The sequence below is a fragment of the Pseudomonas frederiksbergensis genome, assembly GCF_001874645.1.
Taxonomy (GTDB): Bacteria; Pseudomonadota; Gammaproteobacteria; order Pseudomonadales; family Pseudomonadaceae; genus Aquipseudomonas; species Aquipseudomonas frederiksbergensis_B.
Genome location: NZ_CP017886.1, coordinates 4,963,706 through 4,986,638, shown reverse-complemented (window position 1 = coordinate 4,986,638; position 22,933 = coordinate 4,963,706). Strand labels below are relative to the sequence as shown.

Below are 22,933 nucleotides of genomic sequence, written 5' to 3'. Positions count from 1 at the left end.
GGCCCGACGACTGACACCTGTTGGGAGTTTCACATGGCAAACGCCTCCAGCATTTACAGGAAGGCTCTAGAAGGTAACCAGCAACCCAAGAAGGTTCTGGTGAGAGTCGACCGCGTAACCAAGAAATTTGACGAAACCGTTGCCGTAGACGATGTGTCCCTGGACATCCACCAAGGCGAAATCTTCGCCATGCTGGGCGGTTCGGGTTCCGGCAAATCGACACTCCTGCGCATGCTGGCAGGCTTTGAACGGCCGACCGAAGGGCGCATCTACCTTGATGGCGTAGACATCACCGATATGCCGCCGTACGAGCGGCCGATCAACATGATGTTCCAGTCCTACGCGCTGTTCCCGCACATGACCGTGGCGCAGAACATTGCCTTCGGCCTCAAGCAGGACCGTCTGCCCGCCAGTGAAATCGACGCCCGCGTCGAGGAAATGCTCAAGCTGGTGCACATGACCCAGTACGCCAAGCGCAAGCCGCACCAACTGTCTGGCGGTCAGCGTCAGCGTGTTGCACTGGCCCGCTCGCTGGCCAAGCGTCCGAAACTGCTGCTGCTCGATGAGCCGATGGGCGCCCTGGATAAAAAGCTGCGCTCGCAGATGCAACTCGAACTGGTGGAAATCATCGAGCGCGTCGGCGTGACCTGCGTGATGGTGACCCACGACCAGGAAGAGGCCATGACCATGGCCCAACGCATCGCGATCATGCACCTGGGCTGGATCGCGCAGATCGGTAGCCCGGTCGACATCTATGAAGCGCCGGTCAGCCGCATGGTCTGCGAATTCATCGGCAACGTGAACGCCTTCGACGGCACCGTTGTAGAAGACCTGGAAGGTCACGCGATCATTCACAGCCCGGATCTGGAGCAGAAGATCTACGTCGGTCACGGCGTGAGTACGTCGGTGCAGGACAAGTCGATCACCTACGCCATTCGCCCGGAAAAACTGCTGGTCAGCACCGTCAAACCCGAGACCCGTTACAACTGGTCCCAAGGCAAGGTTCACGACATCGCTTACCTCGGCGGGCACTCGGTGTTTTACGTGGAGCTGCCTGGCGGCAAGATCGTGCAGTCGTTCATGGCCAACGCCGAACGCCGTGGCACACGCCCGACGTGGGACGATCAGGTCTACGTCTGGTGGGAAGACGATAGCGGCGTGGTACTGCGCGCATGAACACTCTCACTCAGCAGTTTCAGCGGTTTTTGCCGAGCGGCCGTAAAGTCGTGATCGGTATTCCATTCCTGTGGCTGTGCCTGTTCTTCATGCTGCCGTTTTTCCTGGTGATGAAGATCAGCTTTTCCGAAGCAGCCCTGGCTATCCCACCCTACTCCGAGATCTACAGCTTCGCTGAGCAGAAATTTCAGCTGATGTTGAACCTCGGCAACTACGCCATGTTGGGCGACGATGAGCTGTACATCTCGGCTTATCTGGGCTCCTTGAAAATGGCCTTCCTCAGCACGGCTATGTGCCTGGTGATCGGTTTCCCGATGGCCTACGCGATTTCCAAGGCCAGCAAGGAAGCGCAGAACGTCTTGCTGCTGCTGATCATGATGCCGACCTGGACGGCGATCCTGATCCGGGTTTACGCGTGGATGGGCATCCTCAGCAACAACGGTTTGCTCAATGCGTTCCTGCTGTGGACCGGGCTGATTTCGCAGCCAATCGAAATACTCAACACCAATACCGCGGTCTACATCGGCGTGGTGTATGCCTACCTGCCGTTCATGGTGCTGCCGCTGTACGCCAACCTGGTCAAGCATGACGGGAGTCTGCTGGAGGCCGCATCGGACCTGGGCTCAAGCAACTTCAACAATTTCTGGAAAATCACCGTACCGCTGGCCAGGAACGGCATCATCGCTGGCTGCATGTTGGTGTTCATTCCGGTGGTCGGTGAGTTCGTGATTCCGGAACTGCTGGGTGGCCCGGAAACCCTGATGATCGGTCGCGTGCTGTGGCAGGAATTCTTCAACAACCGCGACTGGCCGGTGGCGTCCGCTTTGGCAGTGGTGATGCTGGCGATCCTGATTGTGCCGATCATCCTGTTCAACCGCAGCCAAGCCAAAGAGATGGAGGGACGGGCATGAACCGTTTCGGATTTTCAAGAATGATGCTGGTGCTCGGCCTGCTGTTCATCTACCTGCCGATGCTGATCCTGGTGATCTACTCGTTCAACGCCTCGAAACTGGTGACGGTCTGGGGCGGTTGGTCGGTGAAATGGTACGTTGGCCTGCTGGACAACAGCCAACTGATGGGCTCGGTGGTGCGCTCGCTGGAAATCGCCTGCTACACCGCGATTGCGGCGGTAGCACTGGGCACCTTGGCCGCCTTCGTGCTGACCCGCGTGACCCGCTTCAAGGGCCGCACACTGTTCGGTGGCCTGGTTACCGCGCCGTTGGTGATGCCGGAAGTGATCACGGGCCTGTCGTTGTTGCTGCTGTTCGTGGCCATGGCGCAGATGATCGGCTGGCCGCAGGAACGGGGCATCGTCACCATCTGGATCGCCCACACCACGTTCTGCGCCGCCTATGTGGCAGTCGTCGTATCGGCGCGCTTGCGTGAGTTGGACCTGTCCATCGAAGAGGCGGCCATGGACCTCGGTGCACGACCATTGAAGGTGTTCTTCCTGATCACCATCCCGATGATCGCGCCCTCGCTGGCTGCGGGCGGCATGATGTCGTTCGCCCTGTCGCTGGACGATCTGGTGCTGGCGAGCTTCGTCTCCGGACCGGGCTCCACGACGTTGCCGATGGAAGTGTTCTCGGCCGTGCGTCTGGGCGTGAAGCCCGAGATCAACGCGGTGGCGAGCCTGATTCTGTTGGCGGTGTCGCTCGTGACCTTCATGGTCTGGTACTTCAGCCGCAAAGCCGAAGCCAATCGCAAACGCGCGATCCAGGAAGCCATGGATCAGACCGCGAGCGAATCCTGGAAACAACCTGCTTCACAACGACCTGTACAGATCGGTGCGACGGCTTAACGCCGTCGCGCTTCACCGCGACTGCCCCCCGGTGAGAACTCGAAAATAGACAACAACGCCCCCCCCTGGGCGCGTCACGCAATTCCGTTCATGCAGCGCCTTACCACCGCTGCTGTTACACGAACGGTCTCACCTGGCTCCTCGGTCAAGGTGATTTTGGGCGCCCTCGGGCGCCCTTTTTGCTTTTCCGACCATACCCTTGATTTGCCCGGCGCACGGAACAACGCTGTCCAGACTTATGGCTGAATGAGTTAACGGTTGGGAGCGAGAAAGGTCGCAGCCGCGGCGACTCAGTAGTAACGTCGCGGGTCGGAATCGATCAGGCTGGCCAGTTTGGTCAGGGCGAAGCGCAATTCGTCCTGGCTGGTGGGCGACATCAGCACCAGCCGCACACAACGGGTAATCCCGGAGCGTTCGGCCTGGAACTGGGTGCCACTGAGCACCAGCACACCATTGGCCCGAGCCAGCATGGTGAACTCGTCGCTGGTCCACGGCTCGGGCAGCGTCAACCAGACGTGGTAGGAATACGGCTGGGCCTTGAGCTCGAAATTGGCAAAGATTTCCCGGGCAATCGCTTGCCGCCCGGCGGCTTCGTTGCGCTGGATGCGGATCAGTTTTTTGTCGAGGCCTTCGATGATCACATTGCTGGCCAATTGCGCGGTCAGCGGCGACGGCATCCAGACGCTGCTGCGCACCATTGAGGTCAGGCGCGACAGTAATTTGGGCGGGCTATAGAGATAGCCGACGCGTAGCGCCGGCATGACCGATTTCGACAGGCTGGTCAGGTACACCGAACGATCCGGTGCAAACGCCGACAACGGCTTGATCGACGGGTCGGTGGCGAGAAAGCCGTAGATGTCATCATCCAGGATGATGAAGTCGAACTCTTCGGCCAGCGCCGCGATTTGTGCTCGGCGTTTTTGCGACATGATCGCCGCCGTCGGGTTCTGACAGGTCGCGACGCAAACCAGCATCTTCGGTTTCTCCCGCAGGCACAGTTCGCGCAGTGCCTCGGGAATGATCCCTTCATCGTCCATCGGCACGCCACGCAGGCGGCGCTCAAGACCATGGGCCAGGGAAATGATGCCGGGGTAGCAAAGCTCTTCGCAGAGCACCAGGTCACCGGCATTGGTCAGTGCGCTCATCGCGACCATCAAGCCATGCTGGGCGCCGGCGGTGATCACCACTTGCTGCCATTGCGCATCGGGCAACGAATGACGCAACCACTGCGCACCCGCCTCGCGATGAGCCGGGTGACCGCCGTCCGGCGCGTAATCCAGGGTACGGGCGAAATCGGTGCTCTTGGCCATGCCCACCAACGCGTCGCGCAACCAGTATTCCAGGGTTTCGCTGTAGGGCTTGATGATCGACAGATCGAGTAATTCGGGTTGCCCCAGGTTCAGCGGCACAGCGCTGCTGCTGGCTGGCAGTTCCAGCTGCTTCTGATTGAGCACATAAGTGCCCCGCCCCACTTCCCCCTGCACCAGACGACGTCGATGGGCTTCGCTGTAGGCCCGGCTGATGGTGCCCGGCGTGACATTCAGGGTGGTGGCCAGTTCCCGCAAGGTCGGCAGGCGATCACCTTCGTTCAACACGCCGCTGCTGATATCGCGCGCCAACGCATCGGCAATCGACAAATACATCGGCTGGCTGAACTCGCTTAGCTGGGGAACCCACATGAATGATCACTGCCCATCGTAGAAATGATGAATATCCGAGCATATCACATGGAGGTTAGGCGACTGTTATATCGACTCAATCTATAAATTGAGTCGATTGATACGGAGATTAAGTCGATAGCCTTCGTATCGTCAAAATATTATCCAAAGAATTAATAAGCTTATAAATCAATTACCTAAATACTAATTAGCCGAAAAACAGACACCGATAGCAAAAAAACATCTCGTCACAACATCGCCACCTATTGAATCAACTTAATTCATTCAAATACACTCATCACAAATCGAATCAATCAACTCAATACCCCCCCTGGTCACTGCGCGACTCTGCCGCGCCAAGTCGAGGCATCATGGACACACTCAGAAAGGATCTATCCCTGTCAGCGGTCATTGCGGGCTTCATCGCCGTGATCATTTCCTATGCCGGCCCTTTGATCATCGTGTTTCAGGCAGCCAAGGAAGCCCATCTGCCCAACGACGTGGTGTCTTCGTGGATCTGGGCCATTTCCATCGGCAGCGGCATTACCGGCCTGTTCCTGAGTTGGCGCCTGCGGATTCCGGTGATCACGGCGTGGTCGACGCCGGGCGCGGCATTGCTGGTGTCGATGTTGCCCACCGTTACCCTGCCCCAGGCTATCGGCGCCTATGCGGTAGCGTCGGCGATCATCGCCGTGGTCGGCTTGTCCGGGGCATTCGACAAACTGATGAGTCGCCTGCCCAAAGCCATCGCTGCTGCCATGCTCGCGGGCATTCTGTTTCGCTTCGGCGCTGAGCTGTTCACCTCGATCAACCTGCAACCGGTGCTGGTGCTGTCGATGATCGCGGCCTACCTGATCTTCAAACGCTTTTCGCCGCGCTACGCCATTCTCTCGGTGCTGATTATTGGTTGCGCCGTGGCCGCCTGGTTCGGTGAACTCAACAGCAGCTCGATTACCATCGCAGTGGCCCACCCGGTCTTCATCGCCCCCGAATGGAGCTGGCACGCAATCATCAACATTGGCCTGCCACTGGCCCTGGTGACCCTGACCGGCCAGTACGTCCCCGGCATGGCGGTGTTGCGCACCTCGGGCTACAACACCCCGGCGCGCTCGATTATTTCGATCACCGCGATTGGCTCGATTCTGATGGCCCCGTTCGGCTCCCACGGTTTTAACCTGGCAGCGATTACGGCGGCGATCTGCACCGGCCGCGAAGCCCACGAAGACCGTGACAAACGCTACATCGCCGGGATTGCCTGCGGGGTGTTCTACATTCTGATGGGCACCTTTGGCGCGACCCTGGCCTCGGTGTTTTCCGCCCTGCCTAAAGAGTTGATTGCCTCCCTCGCCGGCCTGGCCTTGTTCGGTGCAATCAGCGCCGGGATGACCGGCGCCATGGCGGACGAGAAACAACGTGAAGCGGCGCTTATTACCTTTCTGGTCACCGCCTCGGGCATGAGCTTCCTCGGTTTGGCCGCCGCGTTCTGGGGTTTGATCTTCGGCCTCGTGGCGCACTTCGTGCTGACTTACACCCGGGAAAGCAAAGCCGCCGCCCTCGCCGAGGGCAGCCGGCAATGATCGCTCGATTTCACTAAAGTGAGGTCAGAGAACAGACGCGGGGCGTTTGAGTGTTCAGTGAAAGATCGTGACACCAGCCCCGGAGCCGTCACACCCGCCTCAGAGCTTGGCGATCGACACCTCGGTGGATTTGACGAACGCGATGACCTCGCTACCCACCACCAACTCGAGATCGCGAATCGAACGCGTGGTAATCACCGAGGTAACAATTCCAGAGGCGGTTTGCACATCGACTTCAGAGACCACCGGCCCTTCCAGGATTTCCTTGACGATGCCTTTGAACTGATTGCGGACGTTGATTGCTTTGATGGTCATGACTACGCTTCCTGTCGAAATGGGTTACGTGAGCACTGCTGTGCGAGCCCCTAAAATGCACCTGATCGAATACCAATCAAAGGAATAAATAACTAGATATTTATTCCTTTTAAATATAAGTAATGGATTGCGTCGAATGTGCGATAGAACCTCTTGGCTTCGCTGCGGCCCAATTTCTATTCCTCAAATCCCGTCTGGAGGTTGTCATGCGAACGCTCGAACTGGCCAGCGTGCCTGTCCCTGTCATTGGTCAGGGAATCTGGCGCATGGGGGAAGACCCACAACAACGAACCCGTGAAATCGCCGCATTGCGCACTGGCATCGAGCTGGGAATGACGCTGATTGACACCGCAGAAATGTATGCCCAGGGCGGGGCAGAGGAAGTAGTTGGCGGTTTCGCGCCCCCACCCGCAAGCATCAACTGGCGATGGTCTGAGGCTTAGAACAACCCCAGCTGCCCGCCAATCAGCGTGCTGAAGTCATCGTCGACAAACGGCAAAATCGCGTCGGCCACCGGTTGCAACTGGCGACTGACGTAATGGTCGTAGTCAATCGGCGCACTGCGGGTTTCCAGCGGTTCGGGACCCACTACCGTGATCACGTAACTGATCCAGCCGCCGCGCTGATACTGGCGTGGCCGGCCCTGTCGATCATTGTATTCGTCGGCAAGGCGTGCGGCCCGCACATGCGGCGGTACGTTGCGTTGATAGTCGTCCAATGGCCAGCGCAAGCGCTTGCGGTAAATCAGCAAGTCATCGTGCTCACCGGCCAGCGTCGCACGTACACACTCGCGGACATAATCCTGATAAGGCCGACGGTGAAAGATCCGCAGGTAGAGTTCCTGTTGAAATTGCCGGGCCAGCGGCGACCAGTCGGTGCGTACGGTTTCCAGGCCTTTGTAGACCATTTCCTCAGTACCGTCGGCGCGTGTCACCAGCCCGGCATAGCGCTTCTTGCTACCCTCCTCTGCGCCGCGAATGGTCGGCATCAGAAACCGTCGAAAGTGCGTTTCGAATTGCAGTTCGAGCACGCTGTGCAACCCGAACGCCTTCAGAAGATGGTCGCACCACCATTGGTTGACGTGCGCCACCAGCGCCCGACCGATCTGCGCCGCTTCTTCCTGACCATGAGCACGCCGCAGCCAGACGAAGGTCGAGTCGGTGTCACCATAAATCACTGCGTGCCCTTGCGCCTCGATCAGTTGGCGAGTCCTGAGCATGATCTCGTGCCCGCGCAAGGTGATCGATGACGCCAGACGGGTATCGAAAAACCGGCAGCCACTGGACCCGAGCACGCCATAGAACGCATTCATGATTATTTTCAAGGCCTGGGAAAGCGGCGCATTGTGCTCGCGCTTGGCAACTTCCCGGCCTTCAGATACACGAGCGACAATCGCTGGCAGGCAGTGCCGCGTCCGCGAGAACCGTGCGCCACGAAAACCCGGCACCGACTCGCTGTCGTCGGGGTGGCGCAAGCCCTCCACCAGCCCCACCGGGTCGATCAAAAAGGTACGGATGATCGACGGGTACAGACTCTTGTAGTCGAGCACCAGCACCGATTCGTACAGCCCTGGTTGCGAGTCCATGACAAAACCACCGGGGCTGGCCTGCGGTGGGCGCTCGCCAAGGTTCGGCGCAACAAAGCCCTGACGGTGCATCAACGGCATGTAGAGGTGAGTGAAGGCTGCTACCGAACCGCCGCTGCGATCGGCCGGCAAACCGGTAACGCTGGCGCGCTCGAGCAAGAAGGTCAGCAGTTCGGTCTTGTGGAAAATCCGTGTTACCAGTTCGCAGTCCTTGAGGTTGTAGCGCGCCAGCGCGGGCTTGTCCTCGGCGAACATGCGGTTGATTTCGTCCATGCGCTGATACGGATTGTCGATCGACTTGCCTTCGCCCAGCAGCGTCTGCGCGACGTTTTCCAGGCTGAACGATGGAAAGCTCCAGGTCGCCGAACGCAGTGATTCGATGCCATCGATGATCAGCCGGCCGGCGGCGGCGGCAAAGAAGTGATTGTTGCCCGAGCCGTGTTCGCGCCATTGCATCTCCTCGCCACCGCGCCCCAGGCGCAACGGCACCGCCAGGCGCCGGGCATGCTCGTGCAGCACGCGCAGGTCGAATTGCACCAGGTTCCAGCCGATGATTGCGTCGGGATCATAGAGCGCGAACCACGCATTGAGTTTTTTCAGCAACAGGGTTCGGGAGTCGCAGTACTCAAGCGCAAAATCCACCCGCGAGTCATCGCCATTGGGTGCCCCGAGCATGTAGACCTGGCGCTGGCCACAACCCTCCAGTGCAATCGAATACAACTCGCCCTGTTCGGTGGTTTCGATATCCAGTGAAACCAGTTTCAGAGGTGGGCGATAGTCCGGTGCAGGTTTGAGATGAGCGTCGAACAATAGGCCGGTGTCGTCTGCCGTTCCAGTGAACGATACGGGCGCAGTGATGAAACGCTCCATCAGGTAGCGTTCCGGTGGACGTATGTCTGCTTCGAAAACATCGACACCGGCCCTGCGCAACAGCGTGTCGAGGTGCATCAACTGGCGGTGCTGTTGGCAATACAGCCCGAACACGGGCCGATGCTGAAAATCCTGCAACCCCAGCGGGCGAAGCTCGACACCCTGTTCGCCGCGCAACAGCAACTCGGTCTGCTCGCGCTGCTGCTCGGGAATGAACGCCACCGACGACTGAACCGGCAGCCGGACAAGTCTTGGGCCTTGATCGGTCGCCAACCAGAACTCGACTTGCGTGCCGGCCGGGGTATCGCGCCAATGCCGGGTCAAGACGAAGCCCTGCTGTAAATCCACCACTGCAACCTCGAAGACTATTTCACAGGGTGATTCTACGCGTCATCGATGCTCAAGGCTGCCTTCGCGTTTGTCCCGCAAGTGATTGTAGGACAAGGCTCTAGGCCGACCCTGCGGGCGCTAAAGAGTTTTATGTAGTGATTTAAAATATTCACTACAAAACCGTTGACGAGTTGTTTTTCCCCTTGCATGATGCGGACGTCTCCCCGATCGGGAGCATTGGCAAAAGTGTTGTGAAAAAGCTCGACTGACCGCCGAGCTGCTCCCGGATGTGTACTGCCCACAAGGCAGATTGATGAAGCTGACCCGGCATGAGCGTCCAGTACAAGGACGAGAAACGCTGGCGATCAATCCTCAAGATGCTTGTGGCCGAGCTGAATAATGTCGGTAACAACATCCAGGTAATCGCTGTTTCTCCCCGCTGTGCCGCACGTGCGTAGCAGTTTCTCGGCAAGACTACATGCATCCTGCTCAAGGCCCTGCCGATATTCGGCAGACACCCACTGTCGCCCTGGTTTCGGTACCAGATATCAACTTACCGACGTAGAGAAGTGAATTAACGAACCAACTAGACAGATCAAACACTGGTCAAGGGGCTTACACATGAATCTGAACAATCAACCGACTATTGATGAACTGGCTCGGATGTTTGCAGCACACAAAGACAGCCATGACAGCCATATCCTGTGGATTGCCGAGTCGGGCCAGGTGCATATCGACTGCCTGTCGCCCCACGCCCATGAAGATGAGTTCGAAAAGAACAAATGTGACTTGCGTGCCCGATTGAAGATGTTCCGTCGCGGCCAGGGTTATGTTGGCAAGAAAGCCGCCGCCGACAAAGACTTTGTCGGGCGTGTTCTTGAGACGCTGAATCAGGCGTGGAAGAGCGCACAGAATCAGTCCGACGTGTACGTGATCGACCGCTACTGCTAAGCGAGCATGCCAGGACGCTGATAACCCGCCCGGGTTATCAGCGACTGCCAAAAACAGCACAGCGGGTAGCGCAAATACCCTTCGATGACGCTTTTAGAACCCCTGAATGCCGTTTTGCCCTCTTGCTCTGTTGGCCCGCGTCTATGATTCTGTATAAGCGTCAACACGCTTGGCGACGCCTGATAAATACAACACCGGAGAGGCCCTCATGAAGACCGTCGCGCAACTGCTCAAGTTAAAGGCCGAACAGAACCAGCAGGTTCATACCATCAACTCGCATCAGATGGTGCTCGAAGCCCTGATGGTCATGGCCGCAAAAAACGTCGGTGCATTGCCGGTGCTCGAAGACGGTCGAATAGTTGGCGTGATCAGTGAACGCGACTATGCGCGCAAACTGGTGCTCAAGGGTCGTTCTTCAGTCGGTACGCCCGTCAGCGACATCATGAACTCGCCGGTGATCACGGTGGACTCCCATCAATCCGTGCAAACCTGCATGAACATCATGACTGACAAGCACCTGCGTCATTTACCGGTGGTGGAAAATGGTCAACTGTTGGGCTTGCTGTCCATCGGCGACCTCGTCAAGGAAGCCATTGCCGAGCAGGCCGAGCTGATCCAGCAGTTGGAGCAGTACATTCGCGGCGAATAGCTTCTCCCGCCCATCAACCCGAACCACTGACTGCGCGCTCTCGGCCCTCAAGAACTCGCAGTTGTTGGTTGTGAAGTCCCCAAGCTACTACCGCTCGCCGCCCCGCCTTGTCTCAAGCCCCGCACTTTAGATTTGCTCTATCACAAGAGACTTCTATATTCATTTAACTGCCTGCAGCTTCCGACTTCACTTGAGCGCGAACCATGACCAGGACTGATCATTTGATCATCTGCGAACATTGCGATTGCGTGTATGAAAAAGTTGCGCTCGCCAAACATCAAACCGCCCTGTGCCCCCGCTGTGGCGGGGTGCTTCAGCGTCACAACGGATTGTCGGTAGAGCAACGCCTGGCCTTGAGCCTGACGGCTGCTGTACTGTGGATTTTCGCCAACTTCTATCCGGTGATGAGCATCAGCCTGCAAGGCTTGAAGAACAGCGCCACCTTATGGGATTCGGTGCTGGCGCTCAGTCAGGGGCCGATCACGTTCATGGCCATGGTCGCAGCTATCGCCATGATCATCGCGCCGGTCATTCAACTGCTGTTGTTGATCTGGGTCCTGAGTTACGCCCTTGCAGCCAGGCGCTCACCGGCATTCAAGCTGTGCATGCGCTGGCTGGAAACCCTCAGGCCCTGGAGCATGCTAGAGGTCTGTCTGCTGGGGGCGATGGTCGCGGTGTTCAAGCTTGCTGGCCTGCTCGATGTGCTGCCAGGTATCGGACTGTTTGCGCTCGCGGTGCTGAGCCTGCTGCTGATCCGCATTGCCGGCCGAGATGTACGCGATCTGTGGGAGATCTTATGAACACCGCACCTGAGGCCCGCGATCTCAATCTTTGCCTGTGCCACAGTTGCGGCAAAGCCTGTGACATGACTGACCACCCCGACGAGTGCGAGCGCTGTGGCGCTCCCTTGCATGCGCGCAAAGCCAACTCGCTGACCCGGACCTGGGCCTACCTCTTGGCCTCGCTGGTGTTTTATGTCCCGGCCAATCTGCTGCCGGTGATGAACACCAGCATGTTCGGCAGTGGCTCCGACAGCACCATCATCGGCGGCGTGCTGGAGTTCTGGGAACATGGTGCCTGGGACATTGCGCTGATCATTTTCATCGCCAGCATCGCGGTGCCGGGCATCAAGTTCGTTGCCCTCTCGCTGCTGCTGATCACGGTACAACGCGGCAGCCTCTGGGCTCGTAAAGAGCGTGCAAAACTCTACCGTTTCGTCGAGCTGATCGGCTACTGGTCGATGCTGGACGTGATTGTCGTCGCATTGGTAGCGGCACTCGTAAAGTTCCAGGCACTGGGCGATATCGAGCCCCGGTCAGGAATTCTGTTTTTTGGCCTGGTGGTGGTATTCACCATGCTGTCGGCGATGAGTTTTGACCCGCGCCTGATTTGGGAAAACCGAAAATCCGAGGAGGTCATGGATGAAGTCGCAAGCCACTGAGGGGCAGCCACTGCCCGGCCACGCCAACATCAAGACCCGTCGCTGGAGTGTTTCGCTGGTATGGATCGTACCGATCGTGGCGGTGCTGGTCGGGATTTCCCTGGTGGTGCACAACATGCTGCAACAAGGGCCGACCATCACCCTCAACTTCAAGACCGGTGAAGGTTTGACGGCCAACAAGACCGAGGTCAAGTACCGCAATGTGGTAATCGGCCATGTCTCCGACGTCGAATTGAGCGACGATCAGAAGAGCGTCAATGCCACGGTAAAACTGGTCAAACAGGCTGAATCCTTTACCCGCGAAGATTCGAAGTTCTGGGTTGTGCGGCCACGTATTGGTGCCGGCGGCGTGTCTGGAATCGACACCTTGCTCTCGGGCGCCTTTGTCGGTGCCGACGCCGGTCGCGCCGATGCCCGCGCCAAAACCTTCATCGGTCTTGAGGCTCCGCCGCCCCTCACCCTTGGTGAACCGGGCAGGCATTTCATGCTGCACACTCAGGATCTCGGCTCACTGGATATTGGCTCTCCTGTTTATTTCCGCAAGATCCCGGTGGGCCAAGTGGTCGCCTACACCCTGGATTCTGAGGGCAAGGGTGTGGATATCCAGGTCTTCGTCAAGGCGCCGAACGATGCCCATGTCACCGAAAACACTCGCTTCTGGAACGTCAGCGGTATCGCCATCGATGTCGGTGCCAATGGCTTTGCGATCAAAACCGAGTCACTGTCAGCCATGCTGGTGGGCGGTATTACCTTTCGTGCTCCAGACTACAGCCCCAACGACCAACCGGCGGCCGAGGACAAGAACTTCGAGCTATTCGACAATCAGCAGACTGCCCTCGCCCCACCCAACGGCAAGGCGCAATTCCTGTCGCTGCGTTTCGATCAGGAGTTGCGCGGGTTGAAGGTGGATGCCCCCGTGGAATTCCAGGGACTGGATATCGGTAAGGTGGTCGCGATCAATCTGGACTTCGACGAGAAGACCCGTAGCTTCCCGATCAACGTGGGCATCGTGATCTACCCGCAACGTCTGGGTCAGGCCCACACCAAGATGCTCAAGGCCTTGAACCACAACCCCGACGACGAACAGGCCGGCGTCCAGCTCATGGGCACGTTTGTCGAAAAAGGCCTGCGCGCTCAGGCCCGCAGTGGCAACTTGTTGACCGGGCAGCTGTATATTGCACTGGAGTTCTTCCCCAAAGCCGAAAAAGTTGTCTTCGATCCCAACGCCCGGCCAGTCAGGATACCCACCGTTCCCGCCAGCCTCGAACAGCTACAAGAGCAGCTCCAGGCGATGGTCGACAAGATCAACAAACTGCCGATCGAGCACATCGCCAACAACCTTGATAGCAATCTGACGGAACTACGCAGTAGCCTCAAACAGTTCAACAGCAAGACACTGCCTGGTGTACAGAACACCTTGCAGGACATGAGCAAAACCCTGCAATCGGCCAGTTCGACCCTTGCCGAAGACTCACCACAACGAGAACAACTCAGTGCAACCCTGGACGAACTCGGGCGCGCGTCACGCTCGCTGCGTGAATTGTCAGACTACCTGACCCGCCATCCGGAATCCCTGGTGCGCGGGCGCCCCAAAGGTGCCCAGGCACAAGATCTGCAACCGTCTTCGAGCCACTGAGCCAGGAGCAAACCGATGTCTTTATCACTGAAAGTTTCGTTGCTCAGTCTGGTGGTGTTGCTCGCGGCATGCCGCAGTGATCCGATTCATTACCACACCCTGACCCCGCCGGCCCAGCCGGCCACAGGCTCGCGTGGCAGTACCGATATCCAGATTGAGCGGGTTAGCGTGCCCCCCCAGGTCGACCGACCGCAAATCGTCATTCGCCAAGGCAACAGTGGCCTGGCAATTCTGGAAACCGAATGGTGGGGGGCCAGTCTGTCCGATGAGTTGAAAAGTGCCTTGGTCGATCAGTTGTCCGGCATGGTGGCTCAGCGCAATGTATCGCTGCGGGTGGATGTGCAGCGCTTTGATTCTATTCCCGGTCAATACGCGCTCATCGATGTTAAATGGCGCCTGAAAACTGCAGGATCCGATGCAAGCAGCGCACCGCTGACCTGCCGCACAACGTTGCAAACGTCGGCGGGCCCAACCATTGATGATCTGGTGGCGGCTCATCAGAAAAACGTCAAACGACTGGCCAGCCTTATCAGCAAAATGGCCAGCGCGCCCTTCAACGGGTGTCCTCCTGCTGAGTAGCGGACAGGTGTTCATGCCCGTGGCGAGCCTCTAACGCTGCCGTAGTCACCTCTTTCTTACTGAAGAGTCTGACCGCCTTGTAGAGGAGTCTGATCGCCTTGCGGAGGAGACGCTAGCGGCGCAGGTTCGGGCACGACCGGCAAGTTTTTGGCGAGACTGCCTTCTATCTGTCCTGAAATGTAGTAGACCCCTGCCATTACCCCATTGGCCTCGTTCTCCATCAACCCAAGCCACGCTTTATCGAACGCGTCACCCAGGTTTTTGCGTAGCTGCACTTCCGTCTCCGGTCGGTCACTCTCGTTCGAGAGCGCAGCGATACCCGCCGACACAACGGAAATCACTGCACCCGCCACTCGGCCAACTGCCGCGGCAACAGCGCCGGCGGCACTACGGGTGGCGATCTGGCCCTCGAGTTTTTCACCGGCTCGCTTGGCCACCGACGATATGCCGGCGTCCGATAACCCGGCTCCCGCACCGCTGTTAGCGCTGCGGACTCGTTCGATCAAGGCCTGATAGGCCGGCAGATTGGTAACCGGTTCGGCGTGAGCAATCTGATAGAGCGAAGCGTTGCGCGCAGGTGGAGGTGCAAGTGCAATGGCTGGAATGTCGTTGAGTCGACGGTCGAATTGATCTTGAGGTGCACGATAGTGCTCCTGGATCTCCACGAGATGCGCGTCCAGTGTCTGTAAATAGAGGGTAATTGCGTCGGCCATGATCACGTTGGGATCGATGACCTTGGCGACAGGGTCCAACACGCGCTCATGGTATTGCTCCTGTAGATACACCGTTAATCGGTTTACCACAGGATCGACCTCTCCCCCGCTGTTCATCTTGTACCAACCCACCTTTGCAGACAGCCATTGCTGAGTCCAATAGCTGGTAAACCACGGAATGAAGTCTGTTTCGGTGCGCTGGTAGACCATCTCTCTCCAGCGTTCCATAGCGCTGCGAGTGTAACGTTTGACTATCTCTTTGGAGGCCAATGACGCGGCGTCTATGTCTTGATCAATCTGCTGCCAGGTAGCTTCCGAAATCACAACGGGCGCAGTCGGCTCGGAGGCGCGATGTACTGTGGCACAACCTGCCAACACGACTAGCAAGACAACGAGCAGGAAACGCAGATTCAAGATCGCAGTCCCCTAGAAATGACACGGCAGCGCTGACCTTTACGCTGTCCGAACGGAACGAGCAGTATTTCCGACCATGGTATTTTGAGTATAGGTGGCGAAAGACAGGAGAAAAATCACGATGCGAACGTGTGGTTTTGGTGAAGCCCAGCAGTCTCACTTCAACAAAACCGCCTATTGGGCTGCTATGAAAAACAATCAGAGGACGGAGTCGTCATGTTTTACCAAATAGCCGCCGACGGGCTGGTACTGTTTCATCTATTGTTCATTCTGTTCGTGCTTTTCGGCGGCCTGTTGACGCTCAAATGGCGGCACTTGATCTGGTGGCACCTTCCTGCCGCGGTGTGGGGCGTGGTCGTCGAAGTCTTCCAGTTGACCTGCCCGCTGACTCGCTGGGAAAACCTCTGGCGCCAATCTGCCGGACAGGACGGTTACGGTGACAGTTTCATCGAGCACTATGTATTGCCGTTGATATACCCGGCCGGGCTGACACCGGCGATACAGCTAGGACTGGGCTGCCTGGTGTTTCTCATCAACGTGACTGTCTATATACGTCTGGCCAGACAGTGGAAGCTAGCGCGGGCACTCTAGTCAGGTTGTCTATGCACTTTCTCGCAGGCAAAACAAAACCCCTACCTGCATACGCAGATAGGGGTTTCGGAATTTAATCTTGACGATGACCTACTCTCACATGGGGAAACCCCACACTACCATCGGCGATGCATCGTTTCACTGCTGAGTTCGGGATGGGATCAGGTGGTTCCAATGCTCTATGGTCGTCAAGAAATTCGGTAGCCAGGTCGTCACTCGCGCAACGCTCCAGCAAATGGGTATGTGATAGCTCGGTGCTTTGTGAATCGCAAACTTTCGGTTTACTTCGTCTTCACACACCGCAATCTGGCGCCCTTTCGAGTCACTAAATTGCTTGGGTGTTATATGGTCAAGCCTCACGGGCAATTAGTATTGGTTAGCTCAACGCCTCACAGCGCTTACACACCCAACCTATCAACGTCGTAGTCTTCGACGGCCCTTCAGGGAACTCAAGGTTCCAGTGAGATCTCATCTTGAGGCTAGTTTCCCGCTTAGATGCTTTCAGCGGTTATCTATTCCGAACATAGCTACCCGGCAATGCCACTGGCGTGACAACCGGAACACCAGAGGTTCGTCCACTCCGGTCCTCTCGTACTAGGAGCAGCCCCTCTCAAATCTCAAACGTCCACGGCAGATAGGGACCGAACTGTCTCACGACGTTCTAAACCCAGCTCGCGTACCACTTTAAATGGCGAACAGCCATACCCTTGGGACCGGCTTCAGCCCCAGGATGTGATGAGCCGACATCGAGGTGCCAAACACCGCCGTCGATATGAACTCTTGGGCGGTATCAGCCTGTTATCCCCGGAGTACCTTTTATCCGTTGAGCGATGGCCCTTCCATACAGAACCACCGGATCACTAAGACCTACTTTCGTACCTGCTCGACGTGTCTGTCTCGCAGTCAAGCGCGCTTTTGCCTTTATACTCTACGACCGATTTCCGACCGGTCTGAGCGCACCTTCGTACTCCTCCGTTACTCTTTAGGAGGAGACCGCCCCAGTCAAACTACCCACCATACACTGTCCTCGATCCGGATAACGGACCTGAGTTAGAACCTCAAAGTTGCCAGGGTGGTATTTCAAGGTTGGCTCCACGCGAACTGGCGTCCACGCTTCAAAGCCTCCCACCTATCCTACACAAGCAAATTCAAAGTCCAGTGCAAAGCTATAGTAAAGGTTCACGGGGTCTTTCCGTCTAGCCGCGGATACACTGCATCTTCACAGCGATTTCAATTTCACTGAGTCTCGGGTGGAGACAGCGCCGCCATCGTTACGCCATTCGTGCAGGTCGGAACTTACCCGACAAGGAATTTCGCTACCTTAGGACCGTTATAGTTACGGCCGCCGTTTACCGGGGCTTCGATCAAGAGCTTCGCGTTAGCTAACCCCATCAATTAACCTTCCGGCACCGGGCAGGCGTCACACCCTATACGTCCACTTTCGTGTTTGCAGAGTGCTGTGTTTTTAATAAACAGTCGCAGCGGCCTGGTATCTTCGACCGGCATGGGCTTACGGAGCAAGTCCTTCACCCTCACCGGCGCACCTTCTCCCGAAGTTACGGTGCCATTTTGCCTAGTTCCTTCACCCGAGTTCTCTCAAGCGCCTTGGTATTCTCTACCCAACCACCTGTGTCGGTTTGGGGTACGGTTCCTGGTTACCTGAAGCTTAGAAGCTTTTCTTGGAAGCATGGCATCAACCACTTCGTGTTCTAAAAGAACACTCGTCATCAGCTCTCGGCCTTAGACCCCCGGATTTACCTAAGAGTCCAGCCTACCACCTTAAACTTGGACAACCAACGCCAAGCTGGCCTAGCCTTCTCCGTCCCTCCATCGCAATAACCAGAAGTACAGGAATATTAACCTGTTTTCCATCGACTACGCTTTTCAGCCTCGCCTTAGGGACCGACTAACCCTGCGTCGATTAACGTTGCGCAGGAAACCTTGGTCTTTCGGCGTGGGTGTTTTTCACACCCATTGTCGTTACTCATGTCAGCATTCGCACTTCTGATACCTCCAGCAAGCTTCTCAACTCACCTTCACAGGCTTACAGAACGCTCCTCTACCGCATCACCTAAGTGATACCCGTAGCTTCGGTGTATGGTTTGAGCCCCGTTACATCTTCCGCGCAGGCCGACTCGACTAGTGAGCTATTACGCTTTCTTTAAAGGGTGGCTGCTTCTAAGCCAACCTCCTAGCTGTCTAAGCCTTCCCACATCGTTTCCCACTTAACCATAACTTTGGGACCTTAGCTGACGGTCTGGGTTGTTTCCCTTTTCACGACGGACGTTAGCACCCGCCGTGTGTCTCCCATGCTCGGCACTTGTAGGTATTCGGAGTTTGCATCGGTTTGGTAAGTCGGGATGACCCCCTAGCCGAAACAGTGCTCTACCCCCTACAGTGATACATGAGGCGCTACCTAAATAGCTTTCGAGGAGAACCAGCTATCTCCGAGCTTGATTAGCCTTTCACTCCGATCCACAGGTCATCCGCTAACTTTTCAACGGTAGTCGGTTCGGTCCTCCAGTTAGTGTTACCCAACCTTCAACCTGCCCATGGATAGATCGCCCGGTTTCGGGTCTATTCCCAGCGACTAGACGCCCTATTAAGACTCGCTTTCGCTACGCCTCCCCTATTCGGTTAAGCTCGCCACTGAAAATAAGTCGCTGACCCATTATACAAAAGGTACGCAGTCACCCAACAACGTGGGCTCCCACTGCTTGTACGCATACGGTTTCAGGATCTATTTCACTCCCCTCTCCGGGGTTCTTTTCGCCTTTCCCTCACGGTACTAGTTCACTATCGGTCAGTCAGTAGTATTTAGCCTTGGAGGATGGTCCCCCCATATTCAGACAAAGTTTCTCGTGCTCCGTCCTACTCGATTTCATGACCAAGAGATTTTCGCGTACAGGGCTATCACCCACTATGGCCGCACTTTCCAGAGCGTTCCGCTAATCTCAAAGCCACTTAAGGGCTAGTCCCCGTTCGCTCGCCACTACTAAGGGAATCTCGGTTGATTTCTTTTCCTCAGGGTACTTAGATGTTTCAGTTCCCCTGGTTCGCTTCTTAAGCCTATGTATTCAGCTTAAGATACCTAACTTATGTTAGGTGGGTTCCCCCATTCAGACATCTCCGGATCACAGTCTGTTTGCCGACTCCCCGAAGCTTTTCGCAGGCTACCACGTCTTTCATCGCCTCTGACTGCCAAGGCATCCACCGTATGCGCTTCTTCACTTGACCATATAACCCCAAGCAATCTGGTTATACTGTGAAGACGACATTCGCCGAAAATTCGCAATTTAACTCACAAATTTTACCTTAGCCTGTAACAACACCAGTGAAAATGCTGTCCAGTCTATCTTTCTATCACATACCCAAATTTTTAAAGAACGATCTAATCAAAGACTAGAAATCAACATTCACCATCGCAACGATGGAATGCTCATTTCTAAGCTTTACTAACAGAAGCAGTAGTGGTGGAGCCAAACGGGATCGAACCGTTGACCTCCTGCGTGCAAGGCAGGCGCTCTCCCAGCTGAGCTATGGCCCCGTATTTCTACAGGCGTTTCCCACACAAGCAAAATTGGTGGGTCTGGGCAGATTCGAACTGCCGACCTCACCCTTATCAGGGGTGCGCTCTAACCAACTGAGCTACAGACCCAATCAAGGGATGCTGACCTTATCGTCTTCTTCAATGAATCAAGCAATTCGTGTGGGAGCTTATGCAGCAGCTGATGTCGTCGATTAAGGAGGTGATCCAGCCGCAGGTTCCCCTACGGCTACCTTGTTACGACTTCACCCCAGTCATGAATCACACCGTGGTAACCGTCCTCCCGAAGGTTAGACTAGCTACTTCTGGTGCAACCCACTCCCATGGTGTGACGGGCGGTGTGTACAAGGCCCGGGAACGTATTCACCGCGACATTCTGATTCGCGATTACTAGCGATTCCGACTTCACGCAGTCGAGTTGCAGACTGCGATCCGGACTACGATCGGTTTTGTGGGATTAGCTCCACCTCGCGGCTTGGCAACCCTCTGTACCGACCATTGTAGCACGTGTGTAGCCCAGGCCGTAAGGGCCATGATGACTTGACGTCATCCCCACCTTCCTCCGGTTTGTCACCGGCAGTCTCCTTAGAGTGCCCACCATTACGTGCTGGTAACTAAGGACAAGGGTTGCGCTCGTTACGGGACTTAACCCAACATCTCACGACACGAGCTGACGACAGCCATGCAGCACCTGTCTCAATGTTCCCGAAGGCACCAATCCATCTCTGGAAAGTTCATTGGATGTCAAGGCCTGGTAAGGTTCTTCGCGTTGCTTCGAATTAAACCACATGCTCCACCGCTTGTGCGGGCCCCCGTCAATTCATTTGAGTTTTAACCTTGCGGCCGTACTCCCCAGGCGGTCAACTTAATGCGTTAGCTGCGCCACTAAGAGCTCAAGGCTCCCAACGGCTAGTTGACATCGTTTACGGCGTGGACTACCAGGGTATCTAATCCTGTTTGCTCCCCACGCTTTCGCACCTCAGTGTCAGTATCAGTCCAGGTGGTCGCCTTCGCCACTGGTGTTCCTTCCTATATCTACGCATTTCACCGCTACACAGGAAATTCCACCACCCTCTACCATACTCTAGCTCGACAGTTTTGAATGCAGTTCCCAGGTTGAGCCCGGGGATTTCACATCCAACTTAACGAACCACCTACGCGCGCTTTACGCCCAGTAATTCCGATTAACGCTTGCACCCTCTGTATTACCGCGGCTGCTGGCACAGAGTTAGCCGGTGCTTATTCTGTCGGTAACGTCAAAACAATTACGTATTAGGTAACTGCCCTTCCTCCCAACTTAAAGTGCTTTACAATCCGAAGACCTTCTTCACACACGCGGCATGGCTGGATCAGGCTTTCGCCCATTGTCCAATATTCCCCACTGCTGCCTCCCGTAGGAGTCTGGACCGTGTCTCAGTTCCAGTGTGACTGATCATCCTCTCAGACCAGTTACGGATCGTCGCCTTGGTGAGCCATTACCTCACCAACTAGCTAATCCGACCTAGGCTCATCTGATAGCGCAAGGCCCGAAGGTCCCCCGCTTTCTCCCGTAGGACGTATGCGGTATTAGCGTCCGTTTCCGAGCGTTATCCCCCACTACCAGGCAGATTCCTAGGCATTACTCACCCGTCCGCCGCTCGCCACCAGGTACAAGTACCCGTGCTGCCGCTCGACTTGCATGTGTTAGGCCTGCCGCCAGCGTTCAATCTGAGCCATGATCAAACTCTTCAGTTCAAACATCTTTGGGTTTTGAGAAAACCCTAAACTTGGCTCAGCAATCGTTGGTTACATCTTTGATTTCTCGCGGAGTAACTTGTGATGCTGATAATCTTGTTGACTATCAGTCTGACTGCACAAGCACCCACACGAATTGCTTGATTCAGTTGTTAAAGAGCGGTTGGTTAAGATCTTTCGTCTCAACCGAGGCGCGCATTCTACAGCAGCCTCTGTTGCTGTCAAGCGGTTATTTTCAGAAGCTTTCAAGGTTTCCCTTGCAACTTCAACCACTTGCGCTTCCGATCTCTCGTTAGCGGGAGGCGAATTCTACAGCGTTACTCGCTGCTGTCAACACCTCTTTTTCTCCGCTTTCGACCGAGAAGATCGAACCGTCAAAAGAGCTAAACACCACCACTCTTTCAACTCCTTCAGGCTTCGATGAACTGAAGCGTGCCGCTGTCGAAAACCGCGTAACTCTTTGTTTACCAAGGAGTTTTCCGCTTCGACTGCGCCGGAAGTGGGGCGAATTATAGACTTCCAGAATCTGCCGTCAACACCTAATTTGGTTTTTCTATCCTGACTGGCGCAAACGGCCGATCAAGCACCGCAATCCAGCTATATACCACTACGCTTATATAGAGTCTGCCCAGCGAGCCCCCCACCATGAACATCTCTGCGAAGCTGGCCATGTTCAGTATTGCAGCAATCCTGGTCTATCTCGGACTCGCCATTCTGGGATTGGGTGGCTTTGCTGCGTTTTTCTCTCATCCGGCCCTGGTGGTCATTGCCCTTGCAACGCTGGTGATGGCAGGACTTTCGCTGTTCACTGAGGCCAATTTGAGTTCCGGGGAACGTGAAGACCGGGCCAACCGCTGGGTGCTACCGGTATTTGGTGTGATCGGCCTGCTATCCGCGTTTATTCCGGCCTATACCGATCGAATGGACTTCTGGACCTTCGGTGGCGAAGGCATACGCTGGGTTGGTGCGGTTCTATTCATGGCGGGCGGGGCATTGCGGATCTGGCCAGTGTTCGTGCTTGGCAAGCGCTTCAGCGGTCTGGTCGCCATTCAACCTGGTCATACGCTGGTGACTGACGGTATCTACCGAACGCTGCGTAACCCGAGTTATCTCGGGCTGCTGGTCAACGCGCTGGGCTGGGCGCTGGCCTTTCGTTCGAATGTCGGGATCGTACTCACCGCCCTGCTGCTCCCTGCCCTGATTGCCCGTATAAATGCAGAGGAAGCCTTGCTACACAGTCAATTTGGTGCTGAGTACGAAGCTTACTGCGCGAAAACCTGGCGCCTTATTCCCGGGATCTACTGAGAAAGGCAACGGCGTCAGCATTAACCTGACATTGGCGCTCCGCTAAGCGCAACACCACCGT

General features: G+C 56.2%; 16 protein-coding genes, 2 tRNA genes, 3 rRNA genes and 1 pseudogene. 13 read left to right on the top strand and 9 right to left on the bottom strand.

Translation table 11 applies throughout. The features are described from left to right. Window positions 1-33: 33 nt before the first annotated feature. From BLL42_RS23910 to BLL42_RS23900, 3 genes are read left to right on the top strand one after another with little or no spacing between them, the layout of a single operon-like run. A complete protein-coding gene (locus tag BLL42_RS23910; protein WP_071554766.1) occupies window positions 34-1,176 on the top strand; it encodes an ABC transporter ATP-binding protein in 1,143 nt (380 codons plus the stop codon). A 29-nt stretch (window positions 1,177-1,205) separates the two neighbouring features. Then, the gene (locus tag BLL42_RS23905; RefSeq protein ID WP_167368577.1) at window positions 1,206-2,087 is read left to right on the top strand and encodes an ABC transporter permease subunit; all 882 of its coding nucleotides are present in this window, start codon (window positions 1,206-1,208) and stop codon (window positions 2,085-2,087) included. Continuing rightward, entirely contained in the window at window positions 2,084-2,977 is an 894-nt protein-coding gene (locus BLL42_RS23900) for an ABC transporter permease subunit (protein ID WP_071554762.1), read from the top strand. The genes BLL42_RS23905 and BLL42_RS23900 overlap by 4 nt, the downstream gene beginning before the upstream one ends. Window positions 2,978-3,267: 290 nt before the next feature. Here BLL42_RS23900 and BLL42_RS23895 read toward each other — a convergent pair whose 3' ends face one another. Next, the gene (locus tag BLL42_RS23895) at window positions 3,268-4,656 is read right to left on the bottom strand and encodes an aminotransferase-like domain-containing protein (protein ID WP_071554761.1); all 1,389 of its coding nucleotides are present in this window, start codon (window positions 4,654-4,656) and stop codon (window positions 3,268-3,270) included. A gap of 350 nt (window positions 4,657-5,006) precedes the next feature. Here BLL42_RS23895 and BLL42_RS23890 point away from each other — a divergent pair, with 350 nt between their 5' ends. After that, the gene (locus BLL42_RS23890) at window positions 5,007-6,212 is read left to right on the top strand and encodes a benzoate/H(+) symporter BenE family transporter (RefSeq protein ID WP_071554759.1); all 1,206 of its coding nucleotides are present in this window, start codon (window positions 5,007-5,009) and stop codon (window positions 6,210-6,212) included. Window positions 6,213-6,311: 99 nt separating this feature from the next. Here the strand turns inward: BLL42_RS23890 and BLL42_RS23885 are convergent, their stop codons facing one another. After that, window positions 6,312-6,527 (bottom strand): TOBE domain-containing protein, encoded by a 216-nt coding sequence (locus BLL42_RS23885; RefSeq protein ID WP_054598130.1) that lies wholly within the window; start codon window positions 6,525-6,527, stop codon window positions 6,312-6,314. Window positions 6,528-6,733: 206 nt separating this feature from the next. On the opposite strand from BLL42_RS23885, the pseudogene BLL42_RS23880 reads away from it, so the two are divergent. Continuing rightward, window positions 6,734-6,919, top strand: a pseudogene (locus tag BLL42_RS23880) (aldo/keto reductase); the annotation flags it as partial. Between the two features lie 47 nt (window positions 6,920-6,966). Here BLL42_RS23880 and BLL42_RS23875 read toward each other — a convergent pair. Beyond that, entirely contained in the window at window positions 6,967-9,330 is a 2,364-nt protein-coding gene (locus tag BLL42_RS23875) for a DNA polymerase II (protein WP_167368548.1), read from the bottom strand. A gap of 603 nt (window positions 9,331-9,933) precedes the next feature. Between BLL42_RS23875 and BLL42_RS23870 the strand changes: the two genes are divergently transcribed. The 6 genes from BLL42_RS23870 to BLL42_RS23845 all read left to right on the top strand — a co-directional run bounded on the left by BLL42_RS23870 (window position 9,934) and on the right by BLL42_RS23845 (window position 14,568). Then, the gene (locus tag BLL42_RS23870) at window positions 9,934-10,263 is read left to right on the top strand and encodes a hypothetical protein (RefSeq protein WP_071554755.1); all 330 of its coding nucleotides are present in this window, start codon (window positions 9,934-9,936) and stop codon (window positions 10,261-10,263) included. Window positions 10,264-10,471: 208 nt separating this feature from the next. Continuing rightward, entirely contained in the window at window positions 10,472-10,912 is a 441-nt protein-coding gene (locus BLL42_RS23865) for a CBS domain-containing protein (RefSeq protein ID WP_071554753.1), read from the top strand. A 203-nt stretch (window positions 10,913-11,115) separates the two neighbouring features. Further along, complete coding sequence (locus BLL42_RS23860; protein ID WP_071554751.1) at window positions 11,116-11,712, top strand: paraquat-inducible protein A; 597 nt, start codon at window positions 11,116-11,118, stop codon at window positions 11,710-11,712. Continuing rightward, complete coding sequence (locus BLL42_RS23855) at window positions 11,709-12,353, top strand: paraquat-inducible protein A (RefSeq protein ID WP_071554748.1); 645 nt, start codon at window positions 11,709-11,711, stop codon at window positions 12,351-12,353. Before BLL42_RS23860 ends, BLL42_RS23855 begins: the two co-directional genes overlap by 4 nt. After that, window positions 12,334-13,989 (top strand): PqiB family protein, encoded by a 1,656-nt coding sequence (locus BLL42_RS23850; protein ID WP_071554746.1) that lies wholly within the window; start codon window positions 12,334-12,336, stop codon window positions 13,987-13,989. The genes BLL42_RS23855 and BLL42_RS23850 overlap by 20 nt, the downstream gene beginning before the upstream one ends. Window positions 13,990-14,004: 15 nt before the next feature. Further along, window positions 14,005-14,568, top strand: coding sequence for a PqiC family protein (locus BLL42_RS23845; RefSeq protein WP_071554744.1), 564 nt, complete (start codon window positions 14,005-14,007; stop codon window positions 14,566-14,568). Between the two features lie 56 nt (window positions 14,569-14,624). Here the strand turns inward: BLL42_RS23845 and BLL42_RS23840 are convergent, their stop codons facing one another. Further along, window positions 14,625-15,695, bottom strand: coding sequence for a hypothetical protein (locus BLL42_RS23840; RefSeq protein ID WP_071554742.1), 1,071 nt, complete (start codon window positions 15,693-15,695; stop codon window positions 14,625-14,627). Between the two features lie 216 nt (window positions 15,696-15,911). Here BLL42_RS23840 and BLL42_RS23835 point away from each other — a divergent pair, with 216 nt between their 5' ends. Further along, window positions 15,912-16,286 (top strand): DUF2784 domain-containing protein, encoded by a 375-nt coding sequence (locus BLL42_RS23835; protein WP_071554740.1) that lies wholly within the window; start codon window positions 15,912-15,914, stop codon window positions 16,284-16,286. Window positions 16,287-16,363: 77 nt separating this feature from the next. Here the strand turns inward: BLL42_RS23835 and rrf are convergent. From rrf to BLL42_RS23810, 5 genes are all read right to left on the bottom strand, one after another. Then, window positions 16,364-16,479: ribosomal RNA gene (gene rrf / locus BLL42_RS23830) — 5S ribosomal RNA — on the bottom strand. A gap of 152 nt (window positions 16,480-16,631) precedes the next feature. Beyond that, window positions 16,632-19,523: ribosomal RNA gene (locus tag BLL42_RS23825) — 23S ribosomal RNA — on the bottom strand. 234 nt (window positions 19,524-19,757) lie between these two features. Further along, window positions 19,758-19,833: transfer RNA gene (locus tag BLL42_RS23820), tRNA-Ala, on the bottom strand. Between the two features lie 34 nt (window positions 19,834-19,867). Then, window positions 19,868-19,944, bottom strand: a tRNA-Ile gene (locus BLL42_RS23815). An 84-nt stretch (window positions 19,945-20,028) separates the two neighbouring features. Continuing rightward, window positions 20,029-21,567: ribosomal RNA gene (locus BLL42_RS23810) — 16S ribosomal RNA — on the bottom strand. Together the 16S, 23S and 5S rRNA genes with 2 tRNA genes alongside form the textbook arrangement of a ribosomal RNA operon. 645 nt (window positions 21,568-22,212) lie before the next feature. Here BLL42_RS23810 and BLL42_RS23805 point away from each other — a divergent pair. Further along, the gene (locus tag BLL42_RS23805; protein WP_071554738.1) at window positions 22,213-22,872 is read left to right on the top strand and encodes a methyltransferase family protein; all 660 of its coding nucleotides are present in this window, start codon (window positions 22,213-22,215) and stop codon (window positions 22,870-22,872) included. Window positions 22,873-22,933: the final 61 nt, after the last annotated feature.

Excerpts from the sequence above, each read along its gene's own strand:
- BLL42_RS23860 (WP_071554751.1), top strand. The coding sequence starts at position 11,116 with ATGACCAGGACTGATCATTTGATCATCTGCGAACATTGCGATTGCGTG.
- BLL42_RS23805 (WP_071554738.1), top strand. The coding sequence starts at position 22,213 with ATGAACATCTCTGCGAAGCTGGCCATGTTCAGTATTGCAGCAATCCTG.
- BLL42_RS23865 (WP_071554753.1), top strand. The coding sequence starts at position 10,472 with ATGAAGACCGTCGCGCAACTGCTCAAGTTAAAGGCCGAACAGAACCAG.
- BLL42_RS23835 (WP_071554740.1), top strand. The coding sequence starts at position 15,912 with ATGTTTTACCAAATAGCCGCCGACGGGCTGGTACTGTTTCATCTATTG.
- BLL42_RS23855 (WP_071554748.1), top strand. The coding sequence starts at position 11,709 with ATGAACACCGCACCTGAGGCCCGCGATCTCAATCTTTGCCTGTGCCAC.
- BLL42_RS23910 (WP_071554766.1), top strand. The coding sequence starts at position 34 with ATGGCAAACGCCTCCAGCATTTACAGGAAGGCTCTAGAAGGTAACCAG.
- BLL42_RS23900 (WP_071554762.1), top strand. The coding sequence starts at position 2,084 with ATGAACCGTTTCGGATTTTCAAGAATGATGCTGGTGCTCGGCCTGCTG.
- BLL42_RS23845 (WP_071554744.1), top strand. The coding sequence starts at position 14,005 with ATGTCTTTATCACTGAAAGTTTCGTTGCTCAGTCTGGTGGTGTTGCTC.
- BLL42_RS23870 (WP_071554755.1), top strand. The coding sequence starts at position 9,934 with ATGAATCTGAACAATCAACCGACTATTGATGAACTGGCTCGGATGTTT.
- BLL42_RS23890 (WP_071554759.1), top strand. The coding sequence starts at position 5,007 with ATGGACACACTCAGAAAGGATCTATCCCTGTCAGCGGTCATTGCGGGC.
- BLL42_RS23885 (WP_054598130.1), bottom strand. The coding sequence starts at position 6,527 with ATGACCATCAAAGCAATCAACGTCCGCAATCAGTTCAAAGGCATCGTC.
- BLL42_RS23895 (WP_071554761.1), bottom strand. The coding sequence starts at position 4,656 with ATGTGGGTTCCCCAGCTAAGCGAGTTCAGCCAGCCGATGTATTTGTCG.
- BLL42_RS23850 (WP_071554746.1), top strand. The coding sequence starts at position 12,334 with ATGAAGTCGCAAGCCACTGAGGGGCAGCCACTGCCCGGCCACGCCAAC.